Genomic DNA, 15,080 nt, shown 5'->3' with positions numbered 1-15,080 from the left:
AGTAGTTTTTAGTTAACAGGATAGCTATATAATTAGTAGCTTTGCATTCAAATTTACTGAAATTTCAGTCGCGTTTTTTAAAAGTTTTGCACAATTTTATGTCAATAATTACCCTGACGACAGATTTTGGCCTTAAAGACCATTTTGTGGGCGCCCTTAAGGGTAAGCTGCTTTCCGGCTACCCCGAAGCCATGCTTATTGACGTATCGCACCATATAGAGCACTTTAACATTGCACAGGCCAGCTATGTAGTGGGCGCGGCATACAGCAGTTTCCCACCCGGCACCGTGCACCTCATTGGTGTGGACTGCGAACTGAGCACCGAAAACCGCCACCTGGCCATGCTGTGGAACGGCCATTATTTTATTTGTGCCGATAACGGCATCCTCACGTTGCTGACCGAAAAAATTGTACCCGAAAAAATAGTCGAGATAAACATACACGACCGCCTGCCCGAAGGATGTGTAGATATGGATGTGTTTGCTACTGTGGCGTGCCATTTAGCCAAAGGCGGTACGCTGAACGTTATAGGCCGCGAAACCACAGCCATGAAAGAAATAAACGGCGTGCAGCCCGTTGTAGCGCCCGATAATAACAGCATTAGGGGCTATGTGGTGTATGTAGACCATTTTGGCAACTGTGTGACAAACATTAACCAAAAGCTGCTGAAAGACATAGGCAAAGGCCGCCCGTTTGATATTACCTATGGCGTTAAGGGCGAAATAAAGGGTATTAAACGCGGGTATTCCGACTTTACACTGAACGACCGCTTTACGCTGAAGAACTACGAGGGTGAAAAGCTGGCGCTTATAAACGGTGCGGGCTTCCTGGAAATAGCGGTTTTCCGCAGCAACCCGCACACTGTGGGCAGTGCCTCTACCCTTTTGGGGCTGAAGTTCAGGGATGCGGTTAATGTGGTGTTCCGGGCCCCCTAACCCCCAAAGGGGGAATTATTGGGAGCCGTAAATTTATACGTTATTTAAAACCCGAGTGAAGCTCCGCCCCTCTCCTTTGGAGAGGGGTTGGGGTGAGGCTTTCAAAACATATAAAAAAACAGTATGTTTGTACGCATAGTAAAAATGCAGTTCCGAGAAGATGCGGTAAAAACCTTCCTTTCTAATTTTGAAAACGTTAGGCAGGATATACGAAACGCACCCGGCTGCCGTTTGTTAGAGTTGTACCGCGATAAGGATAACCCACAGGTGTTCTTTACCTACAGTTACTGGGAAAACGAGGCTTATTTAGAAGCCTACCGCACCTCAAAACTGTTTACTGATACCTGGGCCATAACCAAGCCCCTCTTTGCCCAAAAGGCCGAAGCGTGGAGCGTGGATAAGCTGGTTTCGTTAGGTTAGATTATTCGATTGTTGGATTTTTAGATGATTCGACTGTTCGAAAGTATAGTGTACCGTACGTTCCGTTTTTCACGCCCCGTCATTACTTCGTCAGTTCGGGCATAGCCCTCGGGTGCGAGGAGGAACGACGAAGCAATCTTTTTGTCAGCCTGAGCTTGTAGAAAGCAAGATTGCCGCGCTCCGCAAGCTCCGCTCGCAATGACAGGACCGGATAACAACACAACTAAAAAAAGCTAAGCAGCTCAGTGGCTCAGCAGCTAACTTTATGACTTTTGACTTTAAAACTTTTGACTGAATAAATGAAAGCACTACTGCTACGGGAAATCAAGTCCTTCTTCGGCTCGCTGACGGGATACCTGGTTATTGCCGTTTTTCTTTTGCTTAACGGGCTCTTCCTTTGGGTATTTCCCGGCGATTTCAACATACCTGCAACTGGCTTTGCCGATATGGCGCCGTTCTTTACCCTGGCCCCGTGGATTTTTATTTTCCTCATACCGGCCGTTACCATGCGCAGCTTTTCTGATGAGAAAAAACAGGGCACTATAGAGCTGCTGTTTACCAAGCCACTAAGCGTTTGGGAAATCGTGAACGGCAAATTCTTTGGTGCGTTTATCCTTATACTGCTGTCGCTTTTGCCAACCATAATATATGTAGTAATACTGTCAAACTACGGCAACCCACAGGGCAATATAGATATGGGCAGCACACTGGGCAGCTACTTCGGACTGTTGTTTTTAGTGGCAGGCTACACTTCAATAGGCATTTTTACCTCTACCCTTTCTGATAACCAGATTGTGGCCTTTATATTGGCAGTACTGTTTTGCTTCTTGTTATATTTTGGCTTTACAGGCATATCAGGCTTTGCAGGCAGCTTTAGCTCGGTTGTAGCCATGCTGGGCATGGATTACCACTTTAAGAGCATGAGCCGCGGCGTGCTTGATACCCGCGACATTATCTATTTTGTGAGCATTGCGTTTTTGTTCCTTTCGCTTACTGTTTATAAACTTAAATCACTAAGGGCATAATGGAAGAGCAAAAACAACTACCCGAAAAAAAAGCCCTTACGCCCAAACAGCAAAACCGCAACAAGCTGCTGCTTACCATAGTGGCGCTGTTTGCCCTTAATTTTGCAGGCTATTTCTTTTTTAAGCGTTTTGACCTTACCAAAGACAAACGCTACACCCTCTCTGAAACCTCATTAAACATTGTAGGCGAAGCCATAGAGCCGGTTTACGTACGCGTGTTCCTGGCGGGGGATGTAAGCGCCGAATACAAACGCCTCCAGGACGAAACCCGCCAGCTATTGCAGGAATTTGAAGCCTACAACCCTAACGTTAAGTTTGAGTTTGTAAACCCGCTTAATGAGTCAGAAAGTGCCGCTGCTGAAAAGCGCGACCTGATTTATGACCTGCACATAATGAACAACCCGCAGGATGCCAAAAACAAAACCGCAATACGCGAAAGCATTGCCAGCCAGCCCGATATAGATAATTTTGTAATTCAGGCGTTTATTAATGCCGGTATGCAACCCGCAAGTGTATCAGTAGTATACAAAGGTAAGCAGAGCGAAACCACCATATTCCCGTGGGCGCTGGCTACTTATAACGGCAAAAGCGTTAAAATCCCATTGCTTAAAAACCAGCGTGGCGCTTCGGCTCAGGAAAACATAGAAAGTTCTGTCCAAAACCTGGAATATGCCTTTTCTGATGCTTTTAATAAAGTGGTAAAAAACAAGCAGAAAAAAATTGTTTTCCTGCACGGCAATGCCGAAATGCCGCCGCCGCTTATGGGCAGTTTTCTTAACAACCTGCGCGACAGCTATTACATTGGGCCTTTCACTATGGATTCGGTTGCCCGTAACCCTAACAAAGTACTGAAAGACCTGCAGCAGTATGACATGGCCGTAATAGCCAAGCCCCGCGAAAAGTTTACCGAAGAAGAAAAGCTTATCATTGACCAGTACATTGTTAACGGTGGTAAAACCCTGTGGCTGGTAGACCCTGTTATGGCCGAAATGGACAGCCTTAACCAAAAGGGCACTGCCCTTGCCGTGCCTAACGACCTGGGGTTAAACGATATGTTCTTTAAATACGGCTTCAGGATTTTGCCTGACCTGGTTAAAGATGAAATGGCAACGCCCATAAAGCTTGCCACCGGTCAGGAAGGCAACAGCGGCACCCAGTACCAAAACTACATCTGGAAATATGCCCCGTTTGTATATCCTGATTCGGTTAACCAAAACCCTATAGTTAAAAACCTTGACGGCGTTAAGCTTGATTTTGCCGGTGGTATAGACACCCTTAAAAACGGCATTAAAAAGAACGTGCTGCTGGCCACATCGCAATATTCTAAGCGCGTGGGCACACCTGCGCAGGTTAACCTTAACATGGTTATGGAAGAGTTTAACCCTGCCGAATACCCTCCTAAATCGGGCTTTATACCGGTAGCGGTACTGCTTGAGGGCAGCTTCCATTCTATGTACGAAAACCGCCTGATGCCGTTTAAAGACCCGTCTTACAAAACCGTGGGCAAGCCCGGAAAGATGATTGTAATATCAGACGGCGACATAGTAAAAAGCCAGTTTGATAAAGACGGTAAACCCCTTGAGCTGGGCTATGATAAATGGACGGGTGAGCACTATGACAACCTTAGCTTTATGATGAACTGCGTAAACTACCTGCTCGACGATACAGGACTTATCAACATTCGCAGTAAAGATGTAAGCCTGCCCATACTTAACACGCAAAAGGTGTATGACAACTACAACACCATACAAATAATAACAGTAGGTGTGCCCGTAGCAGTGTTGGCCGTGTTTGGCTTTGTGTTTACATGGCTGCGCCGCAGGAAGTATGCACGCTAAGTGTTGATAAAAATTTTCTGTAAATAAATTATATTAAAATATATTTGCTAATCCTTTAAAAACGGATAACCACTAACAATAAAACTCACTATGAAATTTATAGTATCCAGTTCTTATTTGCTAAAGCAGTTGCAGGTATTGGGCAGCGTTATAAACAGCAGCAACACCCTGCCTATTTTAGATAACTTCCTTTTTGAATTAAACGGCCCTGAACTAAAGGTTTCGGCTTCAGACCTTGAAACCACCATGCAGGCCACCCTTGAAATAGACAGCGAAAGCACCGGTGCCGTTGCTGTTCCTGCCAAGCTGTTGCTGGAAACCCTTAAAACCTTTCCTGAGCAGCCGCTTACTTTTACCGTTGAAGACAACAATACTATAGAAATAAGCTCAGAGTCGGGTAAATATGCGCTGGCTTACGCCAATGGCGATGAGTTCCCTAAAGCCGTATCGCTTGAAGAGCCTTCGTCTACCATTGTACCTGCCGAAGTGCTTTCTACAGCCATAAGCAAAACCATTTTTGCAGCGGGTAATGACGACCTTCGCCCTGTAATGTCGGGCGTGTTCTTCCAGTTCTCTCCGCAGGGGCTTATTTTTGTGGCTACCGATGCCCACAAGCTTGTAAAATATGCCCGTACCGATGTTAGTGCCAGCCAGGTGGCCGATTTCATTATGCCTAAAAAGCCGCTTAACATCCTTAAAGGCATCCTTGCAACATCTAATGCAGAGGTTACTATTGAGTATAACGATTCAAACGCTACATTCTCGTTTGACAACTATATCCTTACCTGCCGCCTTATAGATGGTAAGTACCCTAACTACGAAGCCGTAATACCTAAAGAAAACCCCAACCGCCTGCTTATTGGCCGTAGCCAGATACTAAGCTCAGTGCGCCGTGTGGCCATCTTTAGCAACAAAACCACACACCAGATTCGCCTTAAGATAGCCGGTACAGAACTTAACATTTCTGCCGAAGATATCGACTACTCAAACAAGGCTGAAGAAAGGCTAACCTGCGATTACCAGGGCGATGATATGCAGATAGGCTTCAACTCGCGTTTCCTTACAGAAATGCTAACCAACCTGCAAAGCGATGAAATTCAGCTTGAAATGTCGCTGCCTAACCGTGCGGGTATCCTTACACCGGTAGACGGCCTTAGCGACGGCGAAACCGTTACCATGCTGGTTATGCCGGTAATGCTTAACAATTAATGAGATAACTCTTCCCGGTAGGGAAAATAGTACAAAGCCTGTTATTTAATTATAACAGGCTTTTTTTATGATGTTATTTTTATTTAGATTTGTTCCAAATAAAATGGCGATTTTCTAAAATATCACTAATTTATCAGTTTTTGTGAGATTTCTACAACATACCTTTTTTTCCGATAAGAAGTCTGCAACCTCACGCAACGTTTTAGTTATTTTAGCGACTTAATTAATGAATTTTTATTATACCTTTTCCTATGAAAAACACATTTACGCTTTTGCTGTGTATGCTGCTGTTTTCAGCCCCCCTCTTCGCCCAGCTCGACGAGGAAGGCTTTGAAGGCACATGGACAGCCCAATCCGGCGCAGGGCCGGGTGGCCCTACAGACTGGGCCATAGTTAACGTTTTGCCCCATGGGCCAGTGCAGTCCTGGATTCATGGTACCGGAACAACAACTACCCCTGTTTATCAAGGCGATTTTTCTGCCTGTATATTAGGTGAAAACGTTGCAAACGGCTTTACTTCCGAAGACTGGCTTATTACAAAAGCATTTACAGTACCTGAAAATGCTGAGCTTCACTTCTTTTCGCGCCTGGGTGTTCCGGGCGACCAAAACACGCAGTACAAAATAATGATGTCGGCAAATACAACTGCCGGAGAACAAATTAATACTGCTAACTATGCTGCTGTACAAACCTGGTCAGAGCTGCAGCTTAACCCATCTCAGTTAGAGTGGACCGAAAAAGTGGTAAACATACCTGCCACATACCCTGCCGGTACGGTAGTATACCTTGCATTTGTAATGCAGGGCGATGCCGGAGACCGCTGGGCTATAGACAATGTTAAAGTAGTTTCTAAATGTCTTGACCCTGTAAACCTTACCGCAGTAGGGTCAGATACATCGGCCAGCCTTAGCTGGGGTAACCCAAGCGGTGCTACCCAATGGGAAATTGAAGTAGTAGGTGCCGATGCCTCGCCAACAGGCGAAGGTGTAGAATATGACGGTGCTCTTCCTTACACCGCACCAAACCTTACTGCAAGTACAGAATATAAATATTATGTGCGTGCCCTTTGCGATGACAACACCAGCGCATGGGTAGGCCCTTTTGAATTTAGTACAACCGTATGCCCTATAGAAGAAACCTGTAACTATACCTTTACCGTATGGGATTCATGGGGCGATGGATGGAACGGCAACACCATGACCGTTTCGCAAAACGGCATAACCATGGGCACACTTACTTTACCAGGTGGTGCAGGCCCTAATGCCATTGTAATACCGTTGTGTAACGACCAGCCTTTCCAGCTTTTCTGGAACTCGGGCGGCAGCTTCCCTGCTGAAGTAGGTGTATCAATAACAAACGCTTTCTCTCAGGTTCTTTACACTAAAGCACCGGGCACAGGCAGCCAGAACACAGCGCTGTTTACCGGCACTGTAGACTGCGATACACCGGCATGTTTACCCGTTACAGGCCTTACGGCTACAGATCTTACTGCTACATCGGCAAATATCAGCTGGGGCGGTGTAGATACCGGTAGCTGGGAATACTATGTAGTACCAAACGGAGCCCCGGCGCCTAACGTGGCTACATCAGGTATTTTAACCAATAGCAAACCGGTAACGGTTAGTAACCTAAATACAGGTACAGCCCTGCTGCCTGAAACCACTTACCAGTTTTATGTAAGGGTTGTTTGCGGTGGCGGTGCATACAGTGCATGGTCTGTAGCAGGTTCGTTTACTACCCTGCCTACCTGCCCAAGGCCGGTAAGCCTTAACACCAGCCTTATTGGCGATGACGAAGTAACCCTGGGCTGGACCGAAGACGGCGATGCAACACAGTGGGAAGTATATGTAGTGCCGGTTGCAGCCGCAGCACCTACAGCAACTACCGAGGGTGTAGTAGCCGATTCTAACTCATTTTTATATGATAATGGCCTTACACCGGGTACTGCTTATAAATTTTATGTAAGGGCACTTTGCGGCCCTGGTGATATAAGCACATGGGCAGGTCCTTTTAACTTTACAACTGCCCTTTGCGACCTTGCAACACAGTGTGTATACAACTTTACCGTATGGGATTCATGGGGTGATGGCTGGAACGGCAACACCATGACGGTTTCTCAAAACGGTACAACCATTGCAACCCTTGGCCTTTCATCGGGCGCAGGCCCTGTAGTAATACCGGTAACCGTGTGCGATGGCATGCCGCTACAGCTTTTCTGGAATACAGGCGGTAGTTTCCCTGCCGAAGTAGGTGTTTCTATAACCAACAACTACGCCCAGACATTCTATACAAAAGCACCGGGCACAGGCGCACAAAACAGCGTGCTGTATACTACCACTGCTGTAAATTGTGATTCTCCTATGTGTTTGCCTCCGGGTGCACTTGAAGCTAATAACATAACATCTACATCGGCCGAACTAAACTGGGGTGGCCCTGCAACCGGCAACTGGGAGTATTATGTGGTTCCGGTTACTCAACCTAACCCTACAGATGCAACTCCGGGTACAGCAACCACTACCAAACCGGTAACTGTAGCGCTTAACCCGTCTACAGCATACAAGTTCTTTGTAAGGACAGTATGCAGCCTTACAGAAAACAGCGCATGGAGCCCTGCATTTAACTTCTCATCGGCCATTGGCAATGATGACTGTGCAGGTGCCATAGTACTTCCTGTTAACCCCGGCGAAGAATGTGTAGAATCTGTTCAAACATTGTTTACAGGCGCTACAGCATCGTTACAGCCAAACTGTGCTGCAATCAGCGGCCCGGATATTTGGTATACATTTACCGCAGAAGGCACGCAGCACAATATTGCCGGTGATTACTCTAACCTTCCGGTATCTCAGTTAGAAAATACTACACAGCCGGTTACACTTAGCCTTTATGCAGGCAACGTGTGTACAGCGTTAGACACGCCACTATACTGTGTTACCAACAACTACATAATGGCTTCTAACCTTGTGGCAGGAAACCAGTATACCGTAAGGGTAACCATAAGCAGCGCTACCCCTAACCTTAACTATCCGTTTAACCTGTGTGTAACCACACCGGAATCTAACGGTATTGCGGCTACGTGCGAAATCAACACGATTAACTATAGTTTTGAAAGCCCTAACCTGCCCGATACACAGTTCTATCCGCCAATGGTACACCAAAACGTAGTACCGGGCTGGAAAACAACCGCTACAGACGGTAAGATAGAAATTTGGAATACTAACCCTAACGGCGAAAGCTTTGAAGGCTTTACCGCTTATGAGGGCGACCAGTTTATAGAGCTTAACGCTAACCAGGTATCTGGTGTTTACCAGGATTATATAACACCTCCGGGTACTGTATTTAGCTATGGCTTTGCACACCGTGCCAGGACAACAGGCACAGGCCAGGACGTTTGCCAGCTTTTAGCAGGCCCGCCACAGGGTCCTTGGCTTCCTGTTGGAGACCCGGTAGCATCTGGCGGTGCAGCCTGGACGTACAACACAGGCAGTTACACCGTGCCGGATGACCAAACCGTTACACGTTTTATATTCCAGTCTGTATCAAGCGCTTCAGGAAACAACACAGTAGGTAACTTCCTTGATGCTATTACCTTTACGGCCAACGTGGGTATTATTACAAACAGTCCTGTAGCCCTTAACTGCGACAACGCAATTGCGGCAGTAGAGGCTAACGGTACAGGTTCATGGGTAGCACACAGCGGTAACCCATCTCCTACTGTTATTGAAGATGACCAGAGCAACACTACAAACATTTCAGGCTTTAGCGCCCCGGGTTCATACTACTATGAGTGGACTACAGCACTATGTTCAAGCACACTTGAAATTGTATATGACAACGGCGGTATTACCGCACCGGTTGTAACAAACGTTACATACTGCGTGGGCGATACCCCTGCACAGTTAACAGCAACCGCTACAGGCACTAACACATTAAACTGGTATGATGTTGCTACAGGTGGTACTCCGCTTGCAACAGCCCCTACCCCTACTGCAGATGCCGTAGGCACTACATCTTACTATGTAAGCCAGAGCCAGTCTAACTGCGAAGGCCCAAGGGCAGAGATTACAGTAACGGTCAACCCGCTTCCTGCTGCACCGGTTGTAGCCGATGTAGAATACTGCCTTAACGCAACAGCTGTGCCACTTACTGCAACTGCCGATTCTGGCAGCACGCTAAACTGGTATCTTGTAGCCAACGGCGGCACTGCGCTTACAGCTGCCCCTACCCCTGCAACTACTGCAACGGGCACTACTGTTTACTACGTAAGCCAGGAAAATGCACAGGGCTGCGAAGGCGCAAGGGCAACAATAACGGTTACCATTAACCCACTTGTTACTCCTGAAACCGGATTCCTGCTTCCTGCAACCGTATGTGAGCTTACCGGTACTGTAGCTCCTGTTCCTGCAACAGGCTATGTAGCCGGTGGTACTTATACATCTACAACAGGCCTTGATATAGACCCTGCAACAGGTGTTATAGACCTTGCTGCCAGCGATGCAGGTACTTATGTTGTAACATACACCATTGCAGCAGACCCTGCCAATTGTGGTGTAGAGGCCTCAACCGAAGTGACAATAACTATTACAGCTGCTGCTGCCCCAATAGCCGGATTTAGCTATACAGATGCTTGTGGAAACGATGCTAACCAGCTACCTGCAACCGTAACAGGATTTGCAACAGGTGGTACATTTAGCGCTACCACAGGTCTTGATATTGATGCCACAACGGGCGAAATTAACGTTGCAAACAGCACACCGGGCAGTTATATAGTTTCTTATGCACTTGCACAAAATACTGCAACGTGTGCCACGGCTATTATTACTACTGCTTCTATTGTAATTACAGAAGCCATAGTACCGGAAGCAGAATTTAACTACGAAGATAATTATTGCTACGGCGCAGGTGTTGTAACACCTTCAATTGTTCCGGGCTTTGATGCAGGTGGTACATTTACAGCTACGAACGGCCTTGCTATAAACGCTGCCACAGGTGAGATAAATGTTAATACAGCAACACCGGGTATATATTCTGTAACCTATACAGTAGCAGCAAACCCTGCCGTATGTAATACCGGCAACAGCTTTACCGATACGTTTAGCATAGGTGGCGAAATTGCCTTTACCTTAGAGGGTAACTGCGAAGCCAGCGATTACTTTATCAGGGCTACATCTACTACAAACAACGGCGAATTTGCCGATGGCCTTGTATTTGAATGGACTACTGCTAACGGTATGCCTGTAGGCGGAAACGACGATTACCTTAACGTAAGCGAGTTTGCTGCCCAAAACCCGGGCAACGAAGTATTTCCAATGCAGTTTGTACTTACCGTGTTTGACGGTGACTGCGAAAGTGCACCGGTAGTATTTGAAGTTCCGGATATTGCATGTACTGTACAACGTGGTATATCGCCTAACGGGGATGACAAAAACGATACGTTTGACCTTACATCAATGGGTGTTAAAAAACTAAGCATCTTTAACCGTTACGGTAAAGAGGTTTACACGAAAAACAATTATGTTAACGACTGGTATGGCCAGACTAATAGTGGAGATGAGCTGCCTACAGGCACTTACTACTATATGTTTGAGCGCACTAACGGCGAAACAAGAACCGGATGGATTTACATCAACAGGGAAGAATAACGTCCTGAAAATAAATTTTAAGCCCCCGCAATACTGCGGGGGCTTTTTTTTACCCAAAAACAAATGTAAAATACTAACTATAAACACATTAAACCCTTTTCAATCTTAATTTCAGGTTAATCTTACAACAATTCTTCATTAAGAAATATAACAATATCACCTAACAGAGTTACATTTGCACAAAATTTCAGATTTAACCTTTTTTTGTATGAAAAGAAAAATTACGCTGATAAAGCTTGTAATGATTGTGCTTTCTCTGTTTGCAATACAGCTTAAAGGCCAGGCACAGGTTTACCAGCATGACTTTGGCACAACTGCCATTAGCACCCACCCCTACACCGTGGCACCCGGAATTATAAACCAGTACCTTTCGGGTTCGTCATGGGCAAATGCCAACAATGAATGGACAAGCTTTTCAGGCTCAGCCGGGCAGGCCATAACCATGCTTGAAACCGGGGGTACAAAAACCATAACCCTCAGCTTTAACGTAGCCACCGGAAGGCAGCTTGCCGTTACCGGATTTAACTTCTGGAGGCAGCGCAGCAGTGCCGGTGCACAAAACTGGTCTATGGCTATTAACGGCACAACGGTAGGCTCGGGCTCAATACCGGCTTCGGGAGCACCGTTAAGCACAACCGACCCTGTTGCCGTATCAACCCCAATAAACGGATTAACAGGCACTATAAATGTGGTTATTACCCTAACCGGCGCAAGCGGAAACGGCAACGTGCGCTTAGATGATTTTGCCCTTTTTGGCAGCGTTACACAAACCTGTACACCTCCTGTAATTGCTACAATAAGCCCGGCTTCAGGCCCGGCCAATACGGTAGTTACCATAAATGGAACCGGTTTCCAGGCAGGCAGCGGAACATCATCAGTAACCTTTAACGGAGTAGCAGCTACGGCTGTTACGGTAGTTTCTGATACTCAAATTAAGGCTACCGTACCGGCAAACGCCACTACCGGCACAATACTGGTTACCACAAACAACTGCGAAGGCATTACGCCTGCTTTTACCGTATTACAAAGCAACTGCCCCATTGTTACGCCCCCTACAGATATTTTTATCTCTGAACTTTTTGACCAGGATGGCGGTACACCGGGTGCAATAGAACTTTTCAACCCTACCCCAAACACTATTACCTTTAATGGCGAATATGTATTAGAACGATATGGCACCATTGGCGACCCCGACCCTTCAGGCGGTTATATACTTACCCTTATAGGCTCTATAGCACCTAACTCAACCTACCTGCTTAACAGCGGCGATATACCGTGCGGCATTACCCCTATTACCGGTTTTGGAGGTGGTATTAATGCCAATGACGAATTTAAGCTTAAGAAAAATGGTGTTGTGATAGACGTTGCACAGGCACCGGGCGAAATAGGCTATACCGTAATAAGGAATGCCAATGCACCTGTACCATCGGCAACGTTTAATGCTGCTGACTGGACATTTGATTCAACCGAAGACTGTTCTAACCTTGGCATTCACAGTATAAACTCATCTGTATCTTACGAAATTACATCAAACCCTGTTAACGATACAGTTTGCGAAAACAACCCGGACACAGCTACCTTCAGTGTAACGGCAAGCAACGCCACAGGCGCTGCATACCAATGGAAAATGCTTAACGCATCGGGTGTATGGGTAAACGTAACCAACAATACTACATACAGCGGCGCTACAACTGCTACGCTAACCATAACAAATGCCCCTGCATCTTTAAACGGAACACAGTTTTACTGCCAGGTAACTCTTGCAAGCTGTACGCTTGTAAGTAATGCGGCAACACTAACAGTAAGCCCTGCTCCGGCTGTAGCTACAATTGCTGCACCGGTTCAGCCTACCTGCACAACAACTACAGGAACTATAACTGTCACAGCGCCACTTGGAACAGGCCTTACCTACAGCATCAACGGCACCGACTTCCAAACCAGCCCTGTATTCAACGTTGGCCCGGGCTCATACTTCATCACAGTTCAGAATGCTGCGGGTTGTACATCTGTTACAACTACAGCCACCGTAATAAACCCCGTACCTGCGGCTCCTGCCGTAGCTACAATTGGCACTCCTGTTCAGCCTACCTGTACAACCGCTACAGGAACTATAACCGTTACTGCACCGCTTGGCACAGGCCTTACTTATAGCATAAACGGAACCGACTTCCAAACCAGCCCTGTGTTTAACGTAGGTCCTGGTTCTTATTTCATCACTGTGCAAAATGCTGCGGGCTGTACCTCTGTAACAACTACAGCTACTGTAATAAACCCTGTACCTGCGGCTCCTGCTGTAGCTATAATTGCTGCACCTGTGCAACCTACCTGTACAACAGCTACAGGAACAATCACCATTACTGCACCACTTGGCACAGGCCTTACCTACAGCATAAACGGTACCGATTTCCAAACCAACCCTGTATTCAACGTTGGCCCCGGTTCATACTTCATTACTGTGCAGAATGCTGCCGGTTGTACATCTGTAACAACAACCGCTACCATAATAAACCCTGCGCCGGGAGCGCCAGCTGTAGCTACTATCGCTGCACCTGTGCAACCTACGTGTACTACCGCCACAGGAACAATTACGGTTACTGCACCGCTTGGCACAGGCCTTACCTACAGCATCAATGGTACTGATTTCCAAACCAGCCCTGTGTTTAACGTAGGCCCTGGCTCATACTTCATTACTGTGCAGAATGCGGCGGGTTGTACCTCTGTAACAACAACCGCTACTGTAATAACCCCTGCACCGGGAGCTCCGGCTGTAGCTACAATTGCTACACCGGTACAACCTACCTGTACAACCGCTACAGGAACAATTACGGTTACTGCACCGCTTGGCACAGGCCTTACCTACAGCATCAATGGTACCGACTTCCAAACCAGCCCTGTGTTTAACGTAAGCCCCGGCTCATACTTCATTACTGTGCAAAATGCGGCGGGTTGTACTTCTGTAACCACAACGGCTACTGTAATTAGCCCTGCGCCGGGAGCGCCAGCTGTAGCTACTATCGCTGCACCGGTACAACCTACGTGTACTACCGCTACAGGAACTATAACCGTTACTGCACCACTTGGCACAGGCCTAACATACAGCATAAACGGAACCGACTTCCAAACCAGCCCTGTATTTAACGTGACTCCGGGTTCATATTTCATTACTGTACAGAATGCGGCGGGTTGTACTTCTGTAACCACAACCGCTACTGTAATAAACCCTGCACCGGGCGCACCGGCTGTGGCTACAGCTATCACTACTCCTGTTACGTGTACTGCTCAGGGCAGCCTAACCATAAACGCCCCGCTGGGTGCTGAATACACCTACAGCATAAACGGCACCGATTTCCAGACGGCTACAACCTTCAACAACCTTGAAGCCGGTAGTTACACCGTTACTGTAATGACAACAGGCGGATGTACATCGGTATCGGCACCATTTACAGTTGCTGACCAGGGAGGCGTAATAGCTGTTGCCGGCGCAGAAGGCTGTGAGCAAACCATTAGCGGCAAACACTACATGCTGCACGCATTGCCTGATAACGGTTCGTTTAATGCTAACGATGCTGCTTATGAGTGGTTTGATGCAAACGGCAACCTTGTAAGTGAAGACAGCTCATTTGACGTTACCGAATATGCAAATGAAAATCAGCTTGACGTTGAAGACTTCCCCCTAACCTTTACTGTAGACGTTACTGTAAACGGCGGATGCTCAGGCACGGCACAGTTTACGGTTAACGGAACATTTTGTGATATACCAAAAGGCATTTCGCCAAACAACGATGGCTTTAACGACCGTTTTGACATCAGCGGTATGAATGCCCGCAAACTGAGCATCTTTAACCGTTATGGTAAAGAAGTATACACTCAGGGTAATTACACCAACCAGTGGCACGGCCAGAGCGACAGCGGCGACCTGCCAACCGGCACTTACTACTATGTAATAGAGCTTCCCGGCGAAACCAAAACCGGGTGGGTGTACATCAACAGGCAGGAAAACTAAATACTGCCAAA

Annotated in this window: 7 protein-coding genes; all 7 read left to right on the top strand. The window is 46.9% G+C overall.

Annotated features, from left to right (window positions below; all coding sequences use genetic code 11):
* Nucleotides 1-98 precede the first annotated feature (98 nt).
* The 7 genes from AM279_RS02035 (at nucleotide 99) to AM279_RS02005 (ending at nucleotide 15,069) form a co-directional block, all read left to right on the top strand.
* Nucleotides 99-935, top strand: a complete 837-nt coding sequence (locus tag AM279_RS02035) for an SAM hydrolase/SAM-dependent halogenase family protein (protein ID WP_054406003.1) — start codon at nucleotides 99-101, stop codon at nucleotides 933-935.
* A gap of 123 nt (nucleotides 936-1,058) precedes the next feature.
* Nucleotides 1,059-1,355, top strand: coding sequence for a putative quinol monooxygenase (locus AM279_RS02030; RefSeq protein ID WP_054406002.1), 297 nt, complete (start codon nucleotides 1,059-1,061; stop codon nucleotides 1,353-1,355).
* A 299-nt stretch (nucleotides 1,356-1,654) separates the two neighbouring features.
* The gene (gldF, locus tag AM279_RS02025) at nucleotides 1,655-2,380 is read left to right on the top strand and encodes a gliding motility-associated ABC transporter permease subunit GldF (RefSeq protein WP_054406001.1); all 726 of its coding nucleotides are present in this window, start codon (nucleotides 1,655-1,657) and stop codon (nucleotides 2,378-2,380) included.
* Complete coding sequence (gldG, locus tag AM279_RS02020) at nucleotides 2,380-4,218, top strand: gliding motility-associated ABC transporter substrate-binding protein GldG (RefSeq protein ID WP_074961477.1); 1,839 nt, start codon at nucleotides 2,380-2,382, stop codon at nucleotides 4,216-4,218. The genes gldF and gldG overlap by 1 nt, the downstream gene beginning before the upstream one ends.
* Nucleotides 4,219-4,308: 90 nt before the next feature.
* A complete protein-coding gene (dnaN, locus tag AM279_RS02015; protein ID WP_054406000.1) occupies nucleotides 4,309-5,427 on the top strand; it encodes a DNA polymerase III subunit beta in 1,119 nt (372 codons plus the stop codon).
* 251 nt (nucleotides 5,428-5,678) lie between these two features.
* Nucleotides 5,679-11,066 (top strand): Ig-like domain-containing protein, encoded by a 5,388-nt coding sequence (locus tag AM279_RS02010; protein ID WP_054405999.1) that lies wholly within the window; start codon nucleotides 5,679-5,681, stop codon nucleotides 11,064-11,066.
* Nucleotides 11,067-11,274: 208 nt separating this feature from the next.
* Nucleotides 11,275-15,069, top strand: a complete 3,795-nt coding sequence (locus tag AM279_RS02005) for a T9SS type B sorting domain-containing protein (RefSeq protein ID WP_054405998.1) — start codon at nucleotides 11,275-11,277, stop codon at nucleotides 15,067-15,069.
* The last annotated feature ends 11 nt before the right edge of the window (nucleotides 15,070-15,080 follow it).

This window comes from Flavobacterium akiainvivens (assembly GCF_001278115.1).
Lineage (GTDB): Bacteria > Bacteroidota > Bacteroidia > Flavobacteriales > Flavobacteriaceae > Flavobacterium > Flavobacterium akiainvivens.
Note: the sequence above shows the minus strand (reverse complement) of the source record. Positions and strands in the feature narration are given on the sequence as shown.